Origin of the sequence: Dyadobacter endophyticus (genome assembly GCF_014641595.1) — a bacterium.
Classification (GTDB): domain Bacteria; phylum Bacteroidota; class Bacteroidia; order Cytophagales; family Spirosomataceae; genus Dyadobacter; species Dyadobacter endophyticus.
The window spans coordinates 200,416-222,224 of the sequence record NZ_BMIA01000001.1 but is presented as its reverse complement, the minus strand read 5'-3'; the positions used below and the strand labels follow the sequence as shown (position 1 = coordinate 222,224).

General features: G+C 45.3%; 21 protein-coding genes. 7 read left to right on the top strand and 14 right to left on the bottom strand.

All coding sequences use genetic code 11. The annotated features are described in order from the left end of the window. Nucleotides 1–134 precede the first annotated feature (134 nt). Nucleotides 135–911, bottom strand: a complete 777-nt coding sequence (locus IEY24_RS01010; protein ID WP_188927790.1) for a helix-turn-helix domain-containing protein — start codon at nt 909–911, stop codon at nt 135–137. A 61-nt stretch (nt 912–972) separates the two neighbouring features. On the opposite strand from IEY24_RS01010, the gene IEY24_RS01005 reads away from it, so the two are divergent. After that, nucleotides 973–2,472: an alpha/beta fold hydrolase gene (locus IEY24_RS01005; RefSeq protein WP_188927788.1), complete on the top strand. Its 1,500-nt coding sequence runs from the start codon at nt 973–975 to the stop codon at nt 2,470–2,472. 781 nt (nt 2,473–3,253) lie between these two features. Here the strand turns inward: IEY24_RS01005 and IEY24_RS01000 are convergent. Continuing rightward, nucleotides 3,254–4,795, bottom strand: coding sequence for a serine hydrolase domain-containing protein (locus IEY24_RS01000; protein WP_188927786.1), 1,542 nt, complete (start codon nt 4,793–4,795; stop codon nt 3,254–3,256). Between the two features lie 154 nt (nt 4,796–4,949). Between IEY24_RS01000 and IEY24_RS00995 the strand changes: the two genes are divergently transcribed. Continuing rightward, entirely contained in the window at nt 4,950–5,351 is a 402-nt protein-coding gene (locus IEY24_RS00995) for a BlaI/MecI/CopY family transcriptional regulator (protein ID WP_188927784.1), read from the top strand. 6 nt (nt 5,352–5,357) lie between these two features. After that, complete coding sequence (locus tag IEY24_RS00990; RefSeq protein WP_188927782.1) at nt 5,358–7,547, top strand: M56 family metallopeptidase; 2,190 nt, start codon at nt 5,358–5,360, stop codon at nt 7,545–7,547. 724 nt (nt 7,548–8,271) lie between these two features. On the opposite strand, the gene IEY24_RS00985 is transcribed toward IEY24_RS00990, so the two are convergent. The 5 genes from IEY24_RS00985 to IEY24_RS00965 all read right to left on the bottom strand — a co-directional run bounded on the left by IEY24_RS00985 (nt 8,272) and on the right by IEY24_RS00965 (nt 12,416). Further along, nucleotides 8,272–9,825, bottom strand: a complete 1,554-nt coding sequence (locus IEY24_RS00985; RefSeq protein WP_188927780.1) for a right-handed parallel beta-helix repeat-containing protein — start codon at nt 9,823–9,825, stop codon at nt 8,272–8,274. A gap of 28 nt (nt 9,826–9,853) precedes the next feature. Then, the gene (locus tag IEY24_RS00980) at nt 9,854–10,555 is read right to left on the bottom strand and encodes a hypothetical protein (protein WP_188927778.1); all 702 of its coding nucleotides are present in this window, start codon (nt 10,553–10,555) and stop codon (nt 9,854–9,856) included. Between the two features lie 90 nt (nt 10,556–10,645). Further along, entirely contained in the window at nt 10,646–11,128 is a 483-nt protein-coding gene (locus IEY24_RS00975; RefSeq protein WP_188927776.1) for a hypothetical protein, read from the bottom strand. A 7-nt stretch (nt 11,129–11,135) separates the two neighbouring features. Continuing rightward, nucleotides 11,136–11,981, bottom strand: coding sequence for an SGNH/GDSL hydrolase family protein (locus IEY24_RS00970; protein ID WP_188927774.1), 846 nt, complete (start codon nt 11,979–11,981; stop codon nt 11,136–11,138). A gap of 27 nt (nt 11,982–12,008) precedes the next feature. Beyond that, a complete protein-coding gene (locus IEY24_RS00965) occupies nt 12,009–12,416 on the bottom strand; it encodes a hypothetical protein (RefSeq protein ID WP_188927772.1) in 408 nt (135 codons plus the stop codon). A 216-nt stretch (nt 12,417–12,632) separates the two neighbouring features. Between IEY24_RS00965 and IEY24_RS33215 the strand changes: the two genes are divergently transcribed. Continuing rightward, nucleotides 12,633–13,337, top strand: coding sequence for a LytR/AlgR family response regulator transcription factor (locus IEY24_RS33215; RefSeq protein WP_438821068.1), 705 nt, complete (start codon nt 12,633–12,635; stop codon nt 13,335–13,337). 79 nt (nt 13,338–13,416) lie between these two features. Here the strand turns inward: IEY24_RS33215 and IEY24_RS00955 are convergent, their stop codons facing one another. Beyond that, nucleotides 13,417–13,815 carry a hypothetical protein gene (locus IEY24_RS00955; protein ID WP_188927771.1) on the bottom strand — a complete coding sequence of 133 codons (399 nt, stop codon included), beginning with the start codon at nt 13,813–13,815 and terminating at the stop codon, nt 13,417–13,419. A 297-nt stretch (nt 13,816–14,112) separates the two neighbouring features. Further along, the gene (locus IEY24_RS00950) at nt 14,113–14,214 is read right to left on the bottom strand and encodes an antirestriction protein ArdA (protein WP_229221100.1); all 102 of its coding nucleotides are present in this window, start codon (nt 14,212–14,214) and stop codon (nt 14,113–14,115) included. A 235-nt stretch (nt 14,215–14,449) separates the two neighbouring features. On the opposite strand from IEY24_RS00950, the gene IEY24_RS00945 reads away from it, so the two are divergent. Both IEY24_RS00945 and IEY24_RS00940 read left to right on the top strand, forming a co-directional pair. Beyond that, nucleotides 14,450–15,604 carry a serine hydrolase domain-containing protein gene (locus IEY24_RS00945; protein ID WP_229221098.1) on the top strand — a complete coding sequence of 385 codons (1,155 nt, stop codon included), beginning with the start codon at nt 14,450–14,452 and terminating at the stop codon, nt 15,602–15,604. Nucleotides 15,605–15,642: 38 nt separating this feature from the next. Beyond that, nucleotides 15,643–16,200 (top strand): isochorismatase family protein, encoded by a 558-nt coding sequence (locus IEY24_RS00940; protein ID WP_188927766.1) that lies wholly within the window; start codon nt 15,643–15,645, stop codon nt 16,198–16,200. Here the strand turns inward: IEY24_RS00940 and IEY24_RS00935 are convergent. The 5 genes from IEY24_RS00935 to IEY24_RS00915 form a co-directional block, all read right to left on the bottom strand. Further along, a complete protein-coding gene (locus tag IEY24_RS00935; RefSeq protein WP_188927759.1) occupies nt 16,190–16,468 on the bottom strand; it encodes a hypothetical protein in 279 nt (92 codons plus the stop codon). The two genes, IEY24_RS00940 and IEY24_RS00935, sit on opposite strands and share 11 nt — an antisense overlap. Nucleotides 16,469–16,502: 34 nt before the next feature. Continuing rightward, on the bottom strand, nt 16,503–16,661 hold the full coding sequence (locus IEY24_RS32915; protein WP_262892345.1) for a Kazal-type serine protease inhibitor family protein: 159 nt from the start codon (nt 16,659–16,661) through the stop codon (nt 16,503–16,505). Nucleotides 16,662–17,017: 356 nt separating this feature from the next. Next, complete coding sequence (locus IEY24_RS00925; RefSeq protein WP_188927755.1) at nt 17,018–17,314, bottom strand: hypothetical protein; 297 nt, start codon at nt 17,312–17,314, stop codon at nt 17,018–17,020. Between the two features lie 101 nt (nt 17,315–17,415). Further along, the gene (locus IEY24_RS00920) at nt 17,416–17,940 is read right to left on the bottom strand and encodes a DUF6624 domain-containing protein (RefSeq protein ID WP_188927753.1); all 525 of its coding nucleotides are present in this window, start codon (nt 17,938–17,940) and stop codon (nt 17,416–17,418) included. Nucleotides 17,941–18,535: 595 nt separating this feature from the next. After that, nucleotides 18,536–20,188, bottom strand: coding sequence for a T9SS type A sorting domain-containing protein (locus IEY24_RS00915; RefSeq protein WP_188927751.1), 1,653 nt, complete (start codon nt 20,186–20,188; stop codon nt 18,536–18,538). 829 nt (nt 20,189–21,017) lie between these two features. Here IEY24_RS00915 and IEY24_RS00910 point away from each other — a divergent pair. After that, nucleotides 21,018–21,806, top strand: a complete 789-nt coding sequence (locus IEY24_RS00910; RefSeq protein ID WP_188927749.1) for a FecR family protein — start codon at nt 21,018–21,020, stop codon at nt 21,804–21,806. The last annotated feature ends 3 nt before the right edge of the window (nt 21,807–21,809 follow it).

The following is a 21,809-nucleotide window of genomic DNA, read 5'->3' as shown; positions in this document are numbered from 1 at the left end:
GCGACCTTCAAAGATTTAAGCAGTTTAGATACTCACTACAAGATCATATAGAGCCAACACCAGATATCGAATTCATCCCCAGCTTTACAGGCTAACACTCAAATCTGTCGTTGATACATCAGCGCAAAGTGGTATTAAATGCTTGATAAATGGGTACCCGCGAATTTCACCGCATCCCTATAAAAATGGCTGCTATCGTAATAGCCAAATGCACATGGATCAAACTCCTGGCTTGCGACATAAGCTGTGAGTGCAGTCCTGGCCCGGAGTATTGAGAAATAACCTTTGGGATTAATGCCGATGACGCGGTGAAAATATCGGTTGACGCTCTTCGAAGTAACAAAATGCTTTTCTGCAAGCTGGCTCACGTTGAGTTGTAAACGTGTTTGATGATAGGTCTCCGTCAGATCCTGCACAAAAGTCAGATAATGGTCACTTGCCCTTTTTTGATGTTTTTCGAGAAGAAACGCTTCTGCTACCTTCCTGCGCACGTGGAAGGTGGGGCTGTCTCTTAGTTGGCTAATCACGCTTGCGGGCAATATTTTATGCAACGGCACAAGCTTTTCTTTGAATTGGACCTGGCATATACCCAGAATGGCCTCCAATCCGCCAGGGTGAAATTTGATCGTAAAAATCCGGTCGCCGGGCAGGTTATGCCGTGTGGTCGGCAGGTCACGAAGAACAAGAATGTCTGTACCGGCGTGTATGTCCCAAGTCGACTTGTTAAGAGAAATCCGGTAAGGATTACCGAGATTGATGTACATCGTAGGTGTCCAGCTTGGGAACATTTCGACCGTGAATTCGCTGTCGTTGACAATGGATTCGGAGAAAAAATCGATATGGTTCGCAAGCTCGCCGCAAGGTTGGGCGAATGTATAGTGATCGCGGATAGGGTCGAAGATCTCTTTCAATTGTCCGATTTTTACCTTGACGAAGATACTGACAGTCAACTAGATTTGGAAAAAAAATTATATGCCTCGTCTTACCACCCTTTTCCTGATCATTATCCTTTGCATCGGCCGTCTTTCTGCGCAGTTCGTCAAAATCGAGCAATCGGGCTGCGATTTTAGGGTTGATCCCGATTTTTTGAAAACGGTCCCCGACAATGCGAAGCAATCTTACACTTCCGGCCCCAGCCTGCCGGACAGCACTTTTGAGAAGCAATGCGGCTACCTGCTTGTTCCCGAGAATCGCAGCAAGAAAAACGCCCGGATGATCAAACTGCCATTCATTGTCGTCAGGAGCAAAAACCCGGACAAGCGCCGTGACCCGGTACTTTTTACGGCCGGCGGACCGGGTGGCAGCTCGCTGGGAATGGCTGCTGGGCTTGCCAAAAGCCCCTTCATCGAAGACCGGGACTGCATTGTTTTCGAACAGAGAGGCACGCGTTTTGCATTGCCCTACCTGCGTACATTCGAGCTCGATAAAACACTTAAAGAAGCCACCCGCCGCAACCTGAACAAAGACAGCATGGCCATTGTGGGTCTGAAAAAATACAAGGTCGCGCTGGAAAAGCGGGGCATTGACCTTGCCGGCTACAATACCGACGAAACCGTTTCGGACATTCACGACCTGCTGAAAGCATTGGCGATCGATTCGGTGAACTTGTTCGGGGTATCATATAGCGGTGGCCTGATGACGGCCGTGCTGCAACGTGACCCTGACCGTATCCGCTCGCTGATCCTGGACTCGCCGCTTCCAACCTTTGTCCCTATCGATGAAGACGAACCGGTGAATTTTATGGAGGCATTGCATATCTATTTTGAAAATATTGCCCGGGATTCCACAAGCCAGCAGCATTACGGTGGGCTTAGGAGCCTTTTTCACCAATACTTCACTTCCATCGCCGCCAAAACTTTTGAACTACCGTACCTGGAACCAGGCACCAAAGACTCCATACGCATCAAGTACACCAAAAACGAGCTGCTGACCATCATCCTCGACAAGCTCTACGATGACTCCGGCCGAAAGGAGCTACCCCGCATCATCACCGATATGGTAAACGGGAACCACCAACCGTACATCCGTCCCTATTTCGATGGTTTCTTCCGCAGAAACGGTGCGCCGGACGGCATGCGGCTATCCGTCTACTGCGCCGACCAGACGGCCTACCACTCCGAAAAAGTTCGAAAAGAACTGGACAAGATCTACCCCTATCTGGCGGGCTTCCATATCAACGACGTTTATCGCGAAATGTGCGACTGCTGGAAAGTGCCTTCGGTCAGTCTAAACACGAAACAGCCATACTATTCCGCTGTCCCAGCCCTTCTCGCAGACGGCGAGCTCGACCCCGCCTGCCGCCCCTTGTACATCGATCGCATTAGCCATTACATGCCCAATAGTCAGCGTTTCCTGCTTAAAAACAAGGGGCACGGCGTGATCGGCAATTCCATGCGACCAATTGTTAAATCATTCCTAGCTAATCCTTACAAGAAAATAATGTCAAACGATGTAAATATGATCGCGTATTAAGGTGGAAATTACAGGAATACTGGCCACTCTATCTTTCTTTTCACCAGCGAGTTACCCCAAGGGCAGCGAATTGTGGCTGGTGGTCAATCTGTCACGGAATGGGGTGGTCTGTGGTACCGTATTTTCCAGCCAGACACCCGTTTAATGAGTAACCATAAAAGTGTTATCTGTAAAATACAAAATCTGGCAATTATGTAACTTACAAATAACAATTTTCGCTCATTTTTAACAAATTACCTACCATCGCCATTCCGTATCATAAGGCCCTCATATCGATTGGCCAGCTTACGTAATTTAAAAATGATTGTAGTTTAACAAACTCGATGCCACAGATCACCACTGGTGGTATTGCCGCTTCCGTAGCAGGTTGCTCCCCGCCAAATTTCGTGGTTTTCAAATAAGTCGTTATTGAAAAGAGATAAGTAATCAAACTATACGGAAACCAGATGGTTAGTCCAAAACAGATTTGCGTGGTCTATTTCTTGAGAATTTACAGACAAAAACCCAGTAATTATACCCGGTCACAACATCTGGCAGTCGTGTGCAATAACAGTAGACCGGGAACAAATGATTAGCCGACTCAACGCTCCGATTAATTTCCCCGATATCGATGAACAACTCTTTCACCACCGAGCCTACCGCATTTTGCGTATAGTTCTCCTGACAAGGCGTGCTCCAAGCCTGACTTCTCAATACTGCCGGCATCACGAGGTTTTCATTTCACACGGGTACTCCGGGCAAAATTGTTTTTAGAGAAAGGCTATTTTCAGACGTGTCTTGCCTACTCTTTTTGTTCAAGCAATTTCATGAGCGCTTTTTTACCATCCTCGTTTCCCGGGGAAAGTGTAATTGATTTTTTGTACATAAGAATGGCCTCTTCTTTTTTGCCCGCTTTTTCAAGTGCATTTGCGTAGCTGTCGTATGTGTTGCCACTTCTGGGGTAAATGACGGTATTCAACTTAAAAACTTCCAGCGACAAAGGCAGGAATTTGTCGGAGGGTTGGTTCATAAAATCATAGCCCAGACGGTTCAGTTCGGATTCATCTACATGGTAATTTAGCGTATCACTCTTCATTTCGTTGAATCTCGCTGCTCCGAAATCAATTCCTTTACTCACGAGTGCTTCTCCATAGATTCTGGCCAGAGAGCGGGTCTGCCGGATCTTTAAAGGTGCGGCGCCCGTCATGATATTTGAAACGGAAATTATCAGTTGTATCGGGTTGTTATCCATATTATCGTAAAGAAGGATGGTTTGGTCGGAAGTAAGGTTTTTGTGCATGGCCGTGGAAAGGCCTACAATATGGCCGTCATGAAAAACAAACTTTTCTACCGGCTCGGTTTTACTGTTATAGACATTCCAACCCAATCCATAGGATCGTGTACTGCTCCCCATTCTGAAAGCCTTACCATCTGACAATGTTAGCGGAGTAAATGCCATCTCCATCATTTCCGGGCTGATTAGTTTTCCATTAGATAGCGCTTTGTCAAAAGACCAAAGATCTTGTATCGTGCTCACGACGTTATTTGAACCCGTAATTCCGCCTAAATGATAATAAGTCTGGTAACGATTGTGATCGAGTGAATCAACATTTCGAAATTCGGACTCGTACATAACCGGCCTGTTATATCTGGTTGTATTAGGCATTTCACGTGACCTGATATAGGTGCCCTTCATTCCGGCAACTTCAAAAATGTTCTTCTTCATATAACTGGCAAAATCATCACCGCTTACTTTTTCCACAATCAGTGCAAGAATCAGATAATTCATGTTGTTGTAGTTCCATTGTGTCCCGGGGATGAATGACAATGGTTGTCTCGACTCGACCAGGTGTGAATAGACCGTTTCATTGGCAACGATTTCGCCAGGGTGGCTTTTAATGTATTCTCTTTCACTTCTTTCCAAACCAGGCAGTCCCGAGGCTTGGTTTAACAGGTGCCGGATGCTTATTTGTTTGTATGAAAAATCGGGCAGGTGGGATGTAACAAAATCGTCCAATTTGAGTTTTCCTTTCTGGATCAGCTGTAAAATAGCAAGGGAAGTAAATGGTTTTGATAAAGAAGCCAGGTTGAATGGAGTGTTCTCTGAGTGATTGATGCGGCGGCCCCTATCCGCATAGCCAAATGATTTTTTGTAAACGATCTCTCCTTTTTCTGCAACCAATATACTCCCGTTAAATAGTTTGTGGTGTGCCATCAAGGTGAGAAATGAGTCAATTTTGGCTACCCTTTGCCCTACAGGGGCAAGTTGCTGACCGAACGATGCGATTGTTAAAAGGACCATTAAGCTGGTCAGGACTCCCGGATAAACAGTTTTTCTTTTCATGGATCTAATAAGTGTATTATTTTTTACCGCTAGTAAGAAATATTTCTTATGTTCAGTGCATTGATTTACAGGGCACCGGACAATATTATCAAAAAATATTTAACATAAGAAATATTTCTTATGTTTTCTAAGAAACTTTTCTTATGTTTGAAACATGAAAGATAAAAACCAGCAAAAAGACACCAATCAGGAGCCGACCAGGTCGGAGCTCGAAATCCTTCAAGTGTTGTGGGAATTCGGTCCGTCAACGGCACGCTTTGTAAATGACCACTTGAACCAACATACGCGGCAGGTCATTTATATGTCGACCTTGAAGCTGATGCAGATCATGGTAGAAAAGGGTTTTTTGAAAAAGGACGAAAGCCAGATGAAGCATATTTACTGGGCTGCACAGGAAGAATCCAAAACGAAAAGCCTGCTTCTTGACCGGGTAGTGGATACCATATTCAATGGTTCTGCCAGTAATTTGATGATGCAGTTGCTCGGCAACAAAAAGATGTCTGACCAGGAAATGGAGGCTTTCAGGGAATTGATTAAAAAGATAGATGAAAAATAGCGAAACATGAATGCATCCCTGCTTCCAGGAATTTTTGAAGATGAACACATCCGGGTCATCTGCTGGACGCTGATCCATTCATTATGGATTGGTCTAATTGCTGCTGTGTTGGCCGGTGCAATTCTCGTTTGTGCTCAAAAATCGTCTTCACATCTTCGCTACCATTTGCTGTGTGGTTGTTTGATCATTTTTGTCCTGATTACCGGTTTTGTTTTTTATCAGGAAAGCGGATCGTTTGATCGGGTGAATATGGTCACCAGCATTCCGGATCGTATAACGTTAACCGTTTTTTCGTCATCCGAGAGTGCATTTGTCCGCAGGGACATCGACGTCCTGGTTCATCTGAACGCCTTTATCAACCAAAACGCGGGGTGGATATTTACGGTTTGGTTTCTTTGTTTTGCGCTCAAAAGCCTGGGATTGATCAGCGGACTGTTCTATGTGCACCGGATACGCTTTTACAAAGTGCACCAGGTTAGCAGAGAATGGAAGGAGAGAATGGGGAATTACACTCAAAAACTTGGTATCTACCAATCAATCAGCCTACTGCAATCTGAGTTGGTAAAGGTCCCGGTCACGGTCGGACACTTCAAACCAGTAATTCTGATTCCCATTGGTCTGATTTTTCAACTTCCTGCCGAACAGATTGAGACCATACTCATCCATGAACTGGCTCACATAAAGCGAAGAGATTATCTGGTCAACCTTTTACAGAGTTTGCTGGAAACGGTCTTCTTTTTTAATCCGGGATTGCTTTGGTTGTCTTCTCTGATAAAGGAAGAGAGAGAAACTTGTTGCGACGATATTGTACTTACCAATACAACCGTCAAAAGCAACTACCTGGAAGCTTTGCTTGCCTTCCATTCCCAGCAACCAGCGAGGTCTGATCTGGTTCTCGGGCTTGGCAGCAATCAATTGGTAAACCGTTTAAAGAGAATTATCAACCATGAAAATAAACGACTGAACAAGATGGAAAAAATCGTTTTGCTTGCAGGACTGCTGATTGTTTCGGCCTTTTCCTACATCCCAAATCCGGAGCCGCTGCTTAAAGCTGTTGCATCTCAAAAGGTCAAGCGCCATGAAGTGACTCAGGTTGTTTCGCAGGAACATACATCCACAAAACAAGAAGGTTTTAACGGAAAAGAGCGTTTGACTGAAAGGTCTGGGAATGTTGGTGTTGCACAGGATATTTTAGAGGAAATCCCAGTTGATACGAGCTGGAAGTTTCAAAGTTTCAGGTTTTTTTATACCAATGAAGACCCTGCCAACCGCGACATGGAAGTACGTGACGATAAGGATAATATGTATCGCGTGAAAATCGAAAACGGCAAGGTGGTCTCCCTTAAAGTAAATAACGCTCAGATTCCGGAAAGCGAGCTGGGGCAATACGAAAAACTCCTGGCAGAAATCGATAAGTCGTATTACGCGGCACGTGAAAGCAAGCGTGCCTCCATGGAAAGGGCACATAATTACTCCCGAAAGGAAATGGAAATCAGGGAGTTAAAAAGCAAGGACTGGGACAGGGCTAAATTCAGCAAGGACACGGACTCCGCTAAATCTAAATTTGAAAAGTCGGGTGATTTTGCCTACGAAAAAAAGAAGCTCGAAAAAGGCGAGGGCCGGGATTGGAATGGTAAAGGTGGAAGGGAAGTTCGCAAAGAATTCAAGATCGATAAAAATCGCCAGAAAGAATTCAAAAAAGATAAGGACAATCAAAAGCATCCCAAATTCGAGAAACAAAAAGACAAGGAGTGGAAAGAGGATAAAAAATTCAAGAAGGACAAAGCATTTTCCAAGGCTGACTTCGAGCAGGGTTCTAAGACGGATCAGGCTGTTTGGGCAAAAGAGAAGGGAATGGATGGAAAGTGGGAATACAAACCCAGTAAATCGAGTCCTGATGTCCACAGGGCTGCAAGAGTAAAAAAAATGCCAGAGCCAGCCGATATTTCTGCCGATCAGGAGCGCGTCAGAGGCGTAATCTCGGAGCTGGTACAGGAAAAGGTAATTTCCAAACCGACAGATCTGGAATGGTTCGGCCTCAGCGAAGATGAACTGGTTGTCAACGGAAACAAACAACCGGTTGAACTACAACAAAAATTGAAGGAAAAATTTAAAATCAAAGCCGATCACGGTCTTTATTACGGACCAGTGAAAATGAACGGCAGTGGCGTATTTTTGGATAAGGGCGATTTGTAAAGACGCTATCTCAAAAACTGTGTAAGTGAAGAATCGAGGTTAATGATCTCGATTTTTTTTAACAAAAACACAGCTTATAGACGAGAGGATCTGTTAGCCGATGATTTTTAAGAACAGTTCAAAAGCCGTGATGCGCTAAATGAGTCCCTTGGCAGTTGCAAAAGCGAGGTATGAGAAGGTGCTCGAAGGCGAGCTGGATGGACATTTAGCTACGACAGGAACGAGCATCACGGGGAGCGCGACATTGGGTATTTTTCTTTTCCTGACATCAACATTCTTAACCTGCCCTCCTCATTTCCGATCTTTTCGCTCGGGCCAGTTCTGAATCTTTTGCCTTGTAATTTTGAGTCATATCCTCCCGAAGTCAGCCGCCAAACCCGGCCCCCAGGCTTCTAGACGCGCTGGATGGCGTGATCGTCCAAAGACTGATATGTAAGTGTCCCGATTTTCAGACAATAATTTGCTGCTGGGCTCCCTTTGCAAAACGCCTTACGGCCCCTATAAAGCTGGTGCACAGGATTATACACGAAACCCGAATACGTTGCTTGTTAGTACCTGCCTCAACAAATAAATAAATGAAAATATTGGTGGAGCTAAACGGTCTCGAACCGGTCACCTCTTGTAGGCTATGCTTGCCAAAGGTGTTTGTACGTGCACACTAGTTTTTATTGGAGTACGGTGATATTAATTGGTATTATGTTGACCATCAAGACATTTAACGGGTTTAGTTCCCACCCGTACCTTTTGTTCCGACAGGTAGTGCGGTTGGAGGGATTGTCAAGGCATTGCCGTTATTCAGCTGATCCGCACCGATATCCAGTATACTCCCTCTGTCGGCTCCGTCATAATCCTTTTCCACGAGATTCCCCAGCGATTTGCCCTTTCCGATACACGGACTGCCGCCGGACAAATGATACTGTGTATTTAGCCTAGGATCAACGTTGGAGCTATTGGAGTCGAAGCCGGATTTAGATTTCCAGAGTGAAAAACCCTCAAATTCTTCGTAATCATCCTCGCCTCTGTCGATCCGATAAGTAAGGCCCCCTTGCCGGTAATAGAAGTTATTCCCAATATCGTTGGTTCCGGTTGGCTTAAGACGAAGCCGGGCCATGGAGCCCTTCGCAGACGCAGACTGGATAAAGATGTTGTTTGCTATTTTCAGGTCTTTGCAAACTGGGTGCCGGTCGCCGCCCGGGGTACCGTAAATTTCACCCCGGGAGATGATCAGCGCAGAACTACCTTCATCGGTGGCCGCATTGACAATCGTATTGTTGTAAACCTGCGCTCCGGAGGCGGCATATAACCCAATGCCTTCGCGTTTGGTATTGACTACGATATTGTTTCGGATGATGATGTCGATGCTTTCGTAATAATTTGGATTAGTCGTTGTATTGAACCACTCGCTGTCTGTATCCAGGTAGCCTGCAAGCAGACCGCCCTCGCCACAATTCATGATCAGGTTTTGCTCAAAAACGCAATCCTTTGCTCCCCCTTTGGCATAAAGTGCATTGGTGGCAATGTCGTGGAAATAGCAGTTTTTGACAACCATCCGGTCAGCATTTACATTGTCAATACCTTCGGCATTTTGGGCCTCTATGTTCGCTGGACCAACACCCGATTTATAAATTTCGCAGTTAAGAATCTGGATATCCTTGCAACCGGGGGTGATCTTGATACAATCGCGACCTGTATCGTGAATTTTACAACTTAGTATCCTGACATTGGATATCCCTTTTTTGTTGGCATACGAAACGCTCCGGTCATCGTCCCAGTCGCTTTCAAACTTGATGCCGTAGTAGAATCCCCCTGTAATTTCCAGATTCTCAAGAGTTACATTGGCTGTGCCGGGTTCTCGGAACCAGATGCAACTGGCAATGTCTTCCACGTTGGTAACTGCCCTGATCACGGCCCACTCCCCCGGAAAGGAATGCATGTACACATTGGATGTGCGAAATTTTATTTCCCTGCTTTCGTAGGTTCCGTCTCGCAAAATGATTTCAATTCCCTTTGAAGGGTCGGCGCTGTCGGCAGCTTTTTGGATGGTTTTAAATGGTTTGCTTTCGCTACCGTCGTTGTTGTCGTTGCCCGAAGGGGAGACGTAAACCTTGCCGCTCAATGCTCCGGGGTTTTTAATTTCAGTTTCGCAACTCGCCGGTGCTTCGGGGCATCCGCAGGCAGTGGGGGCGGCATTGCACTCGTCGGTAGCAACCTCTTGCTTCTGGCAAGCCAACAGGGGTAGAAACAACACCCAAAAAAATAAACGTCCCAGGTATTTCATGGTTTGGTTGATATCGGGTTAAAACAAATTATTGCCTGGCAAATGAGGCAGCGGCGCTGATGCGAGTCGGGACACTTCCCAGCCCCGGTGCCGACATGATATTGGCGGCCATCAGGCTTTCATCTCTGAACACGCCGAACAGACCTGCACTATCCTTGCCTTCGAAGTTCCCATTGCTGATTGTCAGAATTGGGCCGTTGAGTGTGTAATTCCCACCACCGCCGATGACGGTCGGTATTCCCGCATAATAAAACACCAGGCGGTCGTTGGTAAATGTGAGCAGCCAGGAGTAAGGGTCGAACCACTTTGAATCACTCAGTTTTACGGGGTACTTTTCAATCTTGCTAAGTTCCAGAATGGCCCAGTCGTTGTGATTCACGTTCGCTTGGCCTGTCAGTTTTTTGTCAGAAACAATAAACGTTGTTTCGTGTTTGTTGAGATCAAAAATGATAGTCAGCTTACCATCGGTTAGCTTCCAGCTACCGGTATACATGCCTGAGGCGTCATGCCATTCAAAGCGATCACTTTCTTTCAGGTACAGGCACATGACACGTTCCAGCGTGCCCGAGGAATAATGGAACCGGCCATACCAATAGCTATTTTCCAGCGGATTTTCCGCTATGGGCTCGTTGCTTTTGGAGCAGGAAAATAGGCCGGCGGTAAAGATAATCACGCATAAAATGGCAGCTATGGACATGGATCTTCCATACGCCTTGGCTAAGGTTTTCATGATGTTGGTTTTAAAATGTAATCGGATTAGTAGGCAGAATGTTGTTACCGCTTGATTTACAGGTAAAATTGCACTAACAGCAATATTGCATCATGGCTTTCTTTTCATCCACCATCTTAGTACTTTATAGTCAGAGCTTCCAACGTATGGATTACCGGTAATCACCCAGCCAAATTCGTTATCGTCAATTATTTCCAAGTGCCCGACAGTTTTCTCACCGTACACGGAGGCTATGTCCTTATTGTCGTTGAAGAACGTTAACTCCCCGGTTCCCGCAGCCGCGTTCTTAACCTTATAGCTCCATCGGCCCTGTTTCGCACAGGTTTGTTTGTGGCAGCCATCCATAGTCCCGTCGGCATAGAACTTATAGCCCAGAGCCCCGTCTTTAATGGTAAGGGTTACTTTGTCACTTTCCGATTCAGAATAGGTTTTATACACATCCCAACGTCCGCCGACAAGGAGCTTAATATATTTTTCATCAGGTGCAGGATCTTCACTTTTATCGCCGCACCCGGCGCCCATGTTCAGGAAAACTATTCCGGAAAGTATCAGATAAGAGAGTAGCTTTTTCATGTTCATTTTATTTACCTGCATTGTAAATACTCATTAAAAATGCCTTGCTGATTCGCACCGCGGCTTTTTCACAAAGGTGTCCCTGCCCTTCTGCTGCGTCCACGCCCTGATTTTTGCTGGAACAACCTGCCGTAGACCGGTTTTCGTCACAGATCCTGAGCACATTGCCCAACTTGCAGGTGCCGTTGTTTGATTCGATCTGCTGTAATTCGTAGATTACATCCTTGTCCTTAAAAGTGTCTTTCATCCACTGGGCGACATTCATTTTGGCTGCATTGCCGTCGTCCCTTGTTACGATGTAAATGAGCGGCGGAGTGATATGGACGAAACGGATACCGGTAACCTGTGTACGCAGTTCGTCTATCATCTTTTTGTATGCTGTTTTTATATCCTCCTTGTTGGTATCGCTGATGTCTGCGTACCCGAATTTGAAAATGGCAATCTTGACACTCGCCTGGTGGGCGATTACATTCTTTTTGAACTCTGCCATCTTACCCATTGGATCACCATTAGACACGCTGAACACGTTTCCAGACGGACCTTTTGGCGCAGAGGCTAGATCGAAATATTCAAACTTGAATCCGTTGGCTTCGGCCCCGTCTTCCAGGTCACCACCGACCGACTGGTGCATGAATATGGCGTTCCATCCTTTTACCCGGTTTCTTTCCGCTGAGGTAAGTTTGTCCCAGGCCTCAATGCCCGACATGCCCACGATTCCCGGTTCTCCTTTGCCAGGGCCCGTTTGTTCCCCAATCGGTTCGGGATCAGGGTCGCCTGAACCATCCGGATCAGTGCCTGACTTTGAACATGCAAAGAAACCAGTCAGTAATGCGAGAAATAGTAGCTTTTTCATAGTACGTCGTTGCGTTTTTGTTCTGAATCAAAGTTTCTGATAGGTGATCACCTCGCCGTACTCGCTTTTCCAGATCATCTTGTTTCCGGAGAATGTCAGGGTATACGTATGTCCGATGCCCTCCTTCCCGCCGATAAATATTTTTGAGCCATCTATTTTCCACACGTTTTTTGAGTAAAGTCTCTGCTGGATATTGACATAACTGGCATCGCAGCCCGAAGCGGAAGCATCAAGGCGGTAATTACCGTCTGAGGTAATCCGATATACGATTTTGGATGCGCAGGGACGCTGACTAAGCAAGGCGGCATGTGAGTCAAAGGCTTTCCCCTCATAGGTGGCCATGTGTGAGAGCATTTTCCAGTTACCCACCGGAGATTGTCCATACGTTGTGAAAGCTCCCGATGCTATCAAAAAGATAAATGTGAGATTTTTCATTTAAGTCTTTATTGTTAGTGATCTTTTTGTGACATGTCAAAACTATAAGATCCCGAATTCACAAATCGCAACGAATCGCTCAACTGCATTTTAAATAGATGAACAACAGGTTTTCATTATCTTTAGCCTGAAAACTCGCCTTCTAACAATGTCTGGGCCGCAGCTATCCTGCATCTTTGTCGACGATGACAAAATTGACCGTCTTACGACACTGTCATATGCGAAAAATATCCATTTCTGAATGTTGCCGGAGTTTTCTCGTCGGCCACGCAGGCACTTTCTTCGGTGAATCAAATGCCGGTTGATGTGATGCTCAGTGACATCGATATGCCTGAGTTGAATGGCCTGGAATTCCACAGCAAAATGATGAAGATCCCCGTTTGTGTTTTCATATCCGCGTATCCGGACTATGCAGCTGATAGTTTTGAAATGGAAGATTTCTTTTTGCTGAATAAGTTCGCATGCACTTTACATAACGCTCCGAGAAGAAATCTTAGAATCGGTATTCTCGTCGGAGCGTTTCGAAAAAGAGGATTGGCAATCAATCGAATCATTGGTAAACCAAGCCAAAGCAACCTAGTTCGGAAGCAGATCGCGTCAGAAAGGAGTATGAATTATTCTGAACCCACCTTGCTGGTAATCTCAGGTCCGAACGATGCAGGGAAGTCTACTCATATCCAAAACATGCTTCCAGAAGCATTTGAAGGAATTGTATCATTCGAGTGGAGTAGTGGTCAAATGGAAGGGCAAGTAAAAATCAAACGAACGATGTATGGCAAAGCAAAATTTGATTTATTACGACTGCGGGTGTTGACACGAAATGGACGTATCCCCCAAAGTGGTGCTGAACCTGTTTCACCGGAATTTCCAACGGATGAAATATCTGACGATTTTTCAAGACAGACCCTGTTAGTTTTATAAAGAGGTCAATCAAGCATAAGCGTATCACCTATCAATAATTCGTCACGAACTAGCATTAAGCAAGTAGCTATGCTCCCACTTACATTTTTACCTTCACTTTCAAAATCCCTGATGTTGAACCGTTGCTTGGCATGTATTTAACATACAATAGTCCGCTGTAATTTTCCTGCGTGTTGGTAGTATCCACAGTCCCGGCATTAATTACAATTTCTCTCGTAGCTACTGGTAACGGTGACGAATATTTTATTGTATCAAGAGGCATGCTATCCCAAATTAATTTTGCCTGTTCGCTGATTTCGCCTTGGATTGTAAAGGATGCCTGCGTTTTTGGCCCTTTGCTTCTTATAACAAATGAGGTGTCCTTCTGGGCATTAAGTTCGTAGCTAAATTCTTCCACCTTCGGGACAACATTGTCTATGAGTTTGCAGCCAGTGTCGGATAGTGCCACAAGTATGATGAGTATATACCGTTTCAACATAGAATATGATAGTTTACTAAGTAACTGATATTTACATTTTGTATTATTTCTTGAAGCGAGAAAATTTGAAATGCGGCTTACTTGATAAGCCTGTGCGCTTTAATTCAACCCTGACGCCTTTGCTGAGGATACCTGACGCTACACATCGCTAAACCACTAGCGGAAGTTACAGCGAGGAAAGAGGTGAAATGAGTACGCCACGCCAGATCGTCAAAATTGGAGTCAAAAAAGAAGTACATACCTTCCAATCCCATGGAAGGCTTCAACTGTTCAGGTGGCGATGTTGAGGTAATTCCGTTAGAATTTTGGCAGGTCAAACCACTTTCCGGAAGGCGAACCACTGTTATACTGACCATAGGTTCCCGCATAGACTTTAGGAGCATTTTCGAGATTTCTCATGATTGAAAGGCATTTAAGTTGCTTTGGCCCGGCGGGGCCGCCCCAGCTTTGTACTCAGGGCAATCGCTGCCTATCGATCGAAGAAAAATGACGGGGCTCCTCCCCTTGGTTGTAAGCCCATCCGGCGGTTTAAGGCGCGGCTGGCTGCCGTGTGGCCAGCTAAAAAGCCGGATGACGGAGTGCAGGCTTGCAACCGTCATTTTTTGCTTTGTAACTTTCGTTTGCACTGATCGCATTGTTAACTTCGGCTCACATTCAAGTATCATTCATTCCGCAGTTTATGAAATGTCCTTTGCTGTTAGTTGCACTTTCCTTATTGGCTGGATTAGCTCATGCTCAGACATCAAAGGTTGATTCGTTGATTATCGGGAAGTTGAAAGACCTGCATGTTCCAGGCCTTGCCGCAGCAAAGGTTGAAAATGGCAAGATTTCCTGGACACGCTATTACGGCTTCCAAAACATGGAGCAAAAAATACCGGTGTCGGATTCAACCGTTTTTCACATAGCCTCTATTTCTAAGACAGTAACGGCCGCGGCGGTTATGCAACTCGAAGCAAAGGGATACTTCAAGCTGGATGATGACATTAACCGGTACCTTCCGTTTCAAGTTGTCAATCCATCGTTTCCAGCTGCTCCGATCACGTTCAGGCAACTGTTACGGCATCGCTCCTCAATAGCCGATAATATGGACTACCTGCTCCCATTTTGGGAGAATCAATATAAGGGAGCCGACATCCCATTGGGAACATTTCTTGCAGACTATCTATCTGCCGGTGGCAAGCACTATCACGCAAACAAGAATTTTGCCGGCGCCGAACCGGGTAGCAGGTTCGAATATTCCAATATCGATTTTGCATTGCTAGGTTATCTTGTCGAACGGATTGCGAAGATGCCATTCGATCAGTACTGCAAAACGCATCTATTTGCTCCGCTTGAAATGCATCATACCAGTTGGTTTTTAGAAACGCTCGAACCATACCGACTGGCAGTACCTTATCAGTATTCAGACTCACTTGGCCAGTATCAAAAACTACCCCAAGGCAAATATCCAGATTATCCCGCAGGTCAGCTCCGCTGCACGGTAAGTGATCTGGCGAAGTTTCTTGCCTGCTGGTCAAACGACGGAACGTATGATGGTAAGCGTGTAATTGAAGCCAGGTCAGTGCAAAGCCTGACGCCAAAGGACATGACCCTGGGGTTTCACACCTGGTTTATGTATTTGCTTAACACGGAGACACCCGCGTACAGCCATAGCGGGCATGGCCCCGGTATATCCACCTACATGCTTTACGACCCGTTTTCAAAAAAGGGTCTGATTATTTTGATGAATGGGGAGCTTTCCGATTACTTCGAATGGAGAAAATTGATTGATTTACTCTGGAAGTCCTGAATAGAACCAGCTCATAACCTTACTTAAAACCAACCGAGATGATCAGCAGAAAAGCGCTCCTGATAATTGACATGCAAAAGGGCTCTTTTACAGAAGCCACGCCTCGTTATAACACGGAAGGCGTCGTGCAAATTATTAATTCGCTCACTGCGGCTTTTCGTGCGAAATCGTGGCCCGTGTTATTTATTCAGCATGATGGTAGCGCAATGAACGAATTCGTGCCCTTTACTACGGAGTGGGAATTGCTGGACGATCTGAAAATTGATACCGATGATATCCGCATTGACAAATATGCCAATGACGTATTCTATCGCTCCGAACTCCAAAAGAAGCTCGGCCTGTTAGCCATTAACGAATTGGTCATTACAGGCTGCGCCACAGATTTCTGTGTTGAATCCACGATTCAGTCAGCAGTTTCCAAGGATTATAACATCACAGTCATCGAAGACGGTCATACCACTGGAAACAGACCAAATATGAACGCACGCCAGGTGATTGACCATTACAATTGGGTATGGAAGAAAATGATCCCAACAAAAGGGAAAATTGAAGTTTTGCCCTATCACATGTTCCTTCAACAGGTTCTCAGTAACTGATTCCATTTTTCTTCAAACCGGCTTTGTGATAAGAAATAATCTGATGTTGAATCTGCGGAATTTCTTTTACAAACTGCCTGATTGCGAACAGGTCGCCATTCTGACGAAATGTATCATTGCTGGCATCGGCATTGGAAATGGTTTGCAGCAACATTTCAACTTCGTCACCAGTAAAAATCTCATTGATTACAAAAAAGCCATCGCTGGCGAATTGGCGCTGGACGTTGTCATAGTTGATCACTGGGACTTGCGGGTAGGTTTGCAGCAAAGTAAGTGAAATATGCTTTTACAGAAAATACAGGCTACAAGCATTCTCCGTTGGTATAGGACATGATGCCATGATACTGGGCTTCACAAATATTCCCGTATGTCTTTCCGTCCGACCCGCAAACCGGCCTGTAAATATCCGGGCAATTAAGCGGTTCCGGCGCATCCTCTTTACAGCTAGGGCAAGCCGGCATTAATGCAAATCGTAAGATGTTGCTCATTGACTAGCTATTTGTCAAAAATATTTCAACTATGATCTTCTATGCAAGCATTGGATAATAGCAAGTATCATCACTTGGATCCTGAACATTCACCGTTTTGATAAGAAGTAATTCCATGGGCGAGCGCTTCACATTCGTTGCCATATGTTTTGCCGTTGCAACCACGAACCGGGTGGTAAATATTAACATCCTGAGTCATTTCGGGGCTGCTCGTGACAGCTGGGATCAGGATCTTTGTCCCCGTGGCAACTTGAAGCTACTACCACCATGAGTACCGGCAGTAGAAATGGCGCGCGTAAAAATTTTCGAACTGTCATGGTCTGGTGATTTTATCTGGGACGAATCGAGGATATGGTGATCCAGTTTCCTTGTTTTTTCGCTCCGTCGCTCTCATCTTTTTCAAAACGTATCCACACGTCCTGATTCCCTCCCTTATACGGCTCGGAAACATTCGCCCGGTATGTAATTGAATCAACCGTCACAAACCATCCACCGCACCAACCACAAAACAACGGATCTGCTCTGCCAATGTATGCAGCTTTCTCCTCTGGCCGCGCATCGCGACAGGCATACAAACCCAGTAGCAAAACGAGGTAAGGCAATTTGTTAAATGCAGGGCTCTTCATACGCTCAGACTTTGTTTTCCAAAAAGACACCTACGCTTGTTGTAACGTTGGAAGAGAGTCTCTTTCAAAAAATCATATCTAAGCACACAGCATCACCAATTTCAAGGTGCTTTCGAGAGTTCCTTTTCCAATGTCCTGAAATGATCGTCAGGAATTTCGCCGGAGTGATATGCTTTTTTTATTAATGGGAAATATTGGTCCTGATATGGCCTGTTCGCATGCCATACTATCATCCATGCAGCATTGACTCCTTCCTTTCCAACCACGCTTAATTTTGGCCAGCCCATATGCGCTATAATCTTTGTCAAAATCGCCTGGTTGGCTTTGTCATTTACTATCAGCTTTGAAACATAACCCAAGTAACGTTTATCTGTGCCAGGCACACTCATTAAGCTATCCCGATACAGCTGGTCAACCATCTCCATTTTTGAAAGTAAGTCGCGGATTTGCGCTACGCTATGCTCACGTACCCTTATGGAAGTGTCGATATCGGCCTTCGTTTCTTCGTTGCTGACAAACCAGCCGACTAGATATTGCTTGTCATTACTCCCTGCGCCGGATTGAGCAAATGCATCGACAGCGACAAACATTAGTCCAACGCAAAATAGGCAAGATATCAATTTCATTTCTGAATTAGATTTATGTTGACTGGCACATCCGATTGATACAATGCAATCTAGGGATTTCAAATCGATCTACCGAAAACCGGTGCTAGCTCTCACCCTGGTGCCCAGACCCTTTGTTCGGCTTTCAAAATTAGGAAAAAAGCTTCTAGTAGCGCATACTGAAATACTTCATTGCATTCTCCCGTAGTGTCTTCAAAATTTTTCTTACAAACCCTCCGTAATTGGTGACTGTTGCACAACTCATCGGGATTAAACCCACTTTGAGGAATTTCCATGTTGTACGATCCAGTCAAGGATTTAGAAGTATTGATTAAAACCACGGCTTTGGTTAATTTCAGTACATGCAAGGAAAAAAGATTCAACAGGAACGATTATTCATCAACTTTCAGAGAATGTTCCGGCTGATAACTTCTACCGTCAAGCATCCGCACAGATCATTGAAGGGACTAACACCAAATCAAAAGCGCATACAGCTGAAAGAAAGTGCTATGAAAAAAGAAGAATTAACCATTGCAATCAACAACGAAGTCTAAATCACAGCTCCTCTAAAAATGGGAAGCCTACATTTAGGGTAAGGCTTCATTAACCTATCAACCTAATGGAAATAAATCCTGTGTGTCTTGCGCTGGCCTGCCTGCTCGATGTTGAGAAGGTAGATGCCTTTTTGAAGTTGTTCGGACGGTTTGATCAGGATCATACCACCTGCTTCGGCGGTGGCATTCATCTCGACATTTATCCCCATCTTATCTGTGAGGGTCATTGCCGTTTTTCCATTAGGAATCCAAACCCTGAAACCACCTTTATCGGCCGGATTGGGAAATGGTTTAGTCGACTTGAACTGATTGGGTTTGTCATCGGTCGCCATTGCTGACATTTTCGCTGTGGTCGCTGTGGTCGCTGTCTGGAACAAACCAAACCTGGTTCCAGCGTCCAAAACAATTGCCGGTTCATAAATAGAATAGAAATAACGACCGTCCCGATATACTCCCCAAGGAATTTCAGCATCACCGACAGGCTCCCATGCCCCACGCCACATCTTCATTTGAACAGGTAGGCCCGCAAGATAGCCCGATGACTCAGCCGCCGGTTCCCAACCGAGCGAAACGTTCCATCGCCCGGCAGGCAATTGATATTCAACGTTGACCCTTCCAGGCGCGGTCCCGCTGTCAGCCACCCGGTTAACGCCAACCGAAACGCGGCCGCCCCTGAATGGTGATTCAATACTGGTCAATGTAGCAGGCGTATACAGGTGCTGGGTAGGTCCTACTGGAAACGTTCTGCTGAAATCGGGGCGTGTATCCAAAATACTTAGGAGGGTCGGGCTATCCTCTAAAACAAAAAAATTCTGATTGCTAGCTCCCATAATTCTTTCAACGAAGACCATCGAATAGGATCTCGCAAACAAGTTTCCCTTCACAAACCTGAAAGTGCACTCGGTCGGACCGCTCCTCTCTTCAAAATGAAACGAACTGCCCGTATATAATTCCACCCCGGCGGGATTGTCAACAGCCACATTCTCGAAATTGGTGCGGTTGTAGACGAGATCACCCCCTGCGATTGCCTTAAGTGACTGGCGGGACATTCCGCAGAAACGAATGCCATGAACGCTCAATCGCCCCCACGGAACAATCTCCAAATCGCCCAGCACATTTAGCGTTACAGCCCCTTCGGACCGGAGCAGAAAATCCCTTCCAACAAAAAGCTGATAGCAATAAGCATTCGACCTTATGAGGACAAAGCCATTGATAATCACATCGTCGTATTTACGAGGTATAGACCCGGTAGACCAGGCAGCAGGATCGTCCCAATATTGATATTTATAACTTCTGATACTTGTAAGTTGGATTGGAATGTAGGCGGTTAACGGATTTGGCACAGGGGAGCAAGTCCATCCGGTGAGAGGAGGAAATTTGTAAGTTATACCAGACTCGATAAGCAACCGGCTTGCATGTCGGGAAATCGCCATAACTTGTTCAGAAATGGCGCCGCCAATGTTTCTGTATGTCCTGAGCTCCCACCGGCCACTTGATACGTCCCATTTGATCTTTTGTGGGGACAGGTATTCTCCGTATGTGCGATTGGCACGAAATTCGGTGTAACGATCCGGCCCTGTTTCATAAAAGGAATATCTTCCATTGACGACGCTGTAAACGGAAGACTCTCCTTCGATTGCTATTTTGTGATCAAAAATCCCTGCGAAGGCGCGTGCAACTGACAAAATAAGTGCTAGTAAAGTCAGATATTTCATGGTGCTACCGTTTTGAAAGAATGATAATACTTTAAGGGAAGTGCATTCAGGTCAACGCGGATTTTCATCCGTGTCGTAAGGAGCAGGACAGGCAAATAGCCGAAATGCGGTATCGCCTGCACGGTCAAATGAGGCTAATACCAATATCAAGATAAACAGAAAGGGTTATATTTTACCCAAAAATCAGGGTTTGTTAGTTTACGGACGAGGCAGCATTATCTAGTTAGGCTGACTTGAATACTAAATGACAGAAAAACCGTCAGGGATTCCGTTTATCGCTACTCTACATTGGAGATTAAGGGGATACTAACGAACTGATTTCAATTTGGGCTGACCAGATCATTTCGGACTAGATTGACCATTCTACCTTTCTTCTCACCAGAAAGTTGCCCCAAAGGCTGCGAATTGTGGCTGGTGCTCAATTCACCACGGAATGGGGGGCTGTGGTGCCGTATTTTCCACTATGGCCGCTAGCCGATGCTTTCCACACTGATTATCAACTCCTTAAAGTTTAATGTACTATAATTTGAAATTTTTCAATTTTTCAAGGGTTACAAAGCGGGCTGTATCTGTTCTTTAGCACTAGTTTAAATATTCAATTTTATTTTTGTCCGATTTGAAGATGGATTACAAAAATTTTACAATTGAAGACTTCCTGGCCGACGAATTTTTCCAGCAATGGGTGCTTGCTCCTGACAATAAAACGGACACTTTCTGGAAAAGCTGGATTCAAGAAAATCCTGATAAAAGGATCGTCATACAACAAGCGGTACGGATAGCCTGCCATATTGATTTTTCCGAAAAATGGACCGATCAGGAAAGATTTCAAATGTGGGAAACGATCAAGCAGGAACTGATACCAGCGGTAGAAACGGAGGAATTACCTTTCATTGCCAGACGTAAAATATGGCTCGCTGCGGCCAGTCTGGTTTTCATTTTAGCTTCCGCAGGCATTCTTCTGACCAAATTCCGAATGAGTGAAAAGCAGACTTCATTTGGACAGATCAGCAAAATAACGCTGGCTGATGGATCTGTGATCACACTGAATGCGAATTCAAAACTGCGATATGCCAGGGATTTTCTCAGTAAAAACAGAGAGATATGGATTGACGGAGAAGCCTATTTTGAAGTTAGCAAACGCGTAGTAAATGGTAAAAAGCAACCTTTTACGGTTCATGCAAACCATCTTTCGATTCAGGTTTTAGGGACTGCATTCAACGTCAACAATCGCCGTGGGCGAGTGAATGTAACACTTGAGCATGGCCAGGTGAAAGTGGTTGACCAACACAATAACGCAAACAATGTGCTTCTTAGGCCCGGCGAAGCAGTTGCGCATTCTGAGAAGAAACCTCACCTTCATAAAGAAAAAGTCGCCGTTGAAGATTATTCTTCCTGGAAAAACAGGGTAATCGTTTTTAGAAAAAAATCACTGAAGGAAATCGCCGAAATGATGGAGGACCTCTACGATATGAAGGTCATCATCGATAATGCTGCCCTCGGGGCTGAAACCTTCACCGGATCATTCCCAACTGATTCATCAGAAGTCCTGTTTGAAAAACTTGAAAAGATGTACCCTTTGCAAGTCAGCCAGGTCGGGAACGAATACCATTTGAAATAAACA

Coding starts and splice junctions, on each gene's coding strand:
- IEY24_RS01005 (WP_188927788.1), top strand. CDS start 973: ATGCCTCGTCTTACCACCCTTTTCCTGATCATTATCCTTTGCATCGGC.
- IEY24_RS01000 (WP_188927786.1), bottom strand. CDS start 4,795: ATGAAAAGAAAAACTGTTTATCCGGGAGTCCTGACCAGCTTAATGGTC.
- IEY24_RS00995 (WP_188927784.1), top strand. CDS start 4,950: ATGAAAGATAAAAACCAGCAAAAAGACACCAATCAGGAGCCGACCAGG.
- IEY24_RS00990 (WP_188927782.1), top strand. CDS start 5,358: ATGAATGCATCCCTGCTTCCAGGAATTTTTGAAGATGAACACATCCGG.
- IEY24_RS00985 (WP_188927780.1), bottom strand. CDS start 9,825: ATGAAATACCTGGGACGTTTATTTTTTTGGGTGTTGTTTCTACCCCTG.
- IEY24_RS00980 (WP_188927778.1), bottom strand. CDS start 10,555: ATGAAAACCTTAGCCAAGGCGTATGGAAGATCCATGTCCATAGCTGCC.
- IEY24_RS00975 (WP_188927776.1), bottom strand. CDS start 11,128: ATGAAAAAGCTACTCTCTTATCTGATACTTTCCGGAATAGTTTTCCTG.
- IEY24_RS00970 (WP_188927774.1), bottom strand. CDS start 11,981: ATGAAAAAGCTACTATTTCTCGCATTACTGACTGGTTTCTTTGCATGT.
- IEY24_RS00965 (WP_188927772.1), bottom strand. CDS start 12,416: ATGAAAAATCTCACATTTATCTTTTTGATAGCATCGGGAGCTTTCACA.
- IEY24_RS00955 (WP_188927771.1), bottom strand. CDS start 13,815: ATGTTGAAACGGTATATACTCATCATACTTGTGGCACTATCCGACACT.
- IEY24_RS00950 (WP_229221100.1), bottom strand. CDS start 14,214: ATGAGAAATCTCGAAAATGCTCCTAAAGTCTATGCGGGAACCTATGGT.
- IEY24_RS00940 (WP_188927766.1), top strand. CDS start 15,643: ATGATCAGCAGAAAAGCGCTCCTGATAATTGACATGCAAAAGGGCTCT.
- IEY24_RS32915 (WP_262892345.1), bottom strand. CDS start 16,661: ATGCCGGCTTGCCCTAGCTGTAAAGAGGATGCGCCGGAACCGCTTAAT.
- IEY24_RS00925 (WP_188927755.1), bottom strand. CDS start 17,314: ATGAAGAGCCCTGCATTTAACAAATTGCCTTACCTCGTTTTGCTACTG.
- IEY24_RS00920 (WP_188927753.1), bottom strand. CDS start 17,940: ATGAAATTGATATCTTGCCTATTTTGCGTTGGACTAATGTTTGTCGCT.
- IEY24_RS00915 (WP_188927751.1), bottom strand. CDS start 20,188: ATGAAATATCTGACTTTACTAGCACTTATTTTGTCAGTTGCACGCGCC.
- IEY24_RS00910 (WP_188927749.1), top strand. CDS start 21,018: ATGTGGGAAACGATCAAGCAGGAACTGATACCAGCGGTAGAAACGGAG.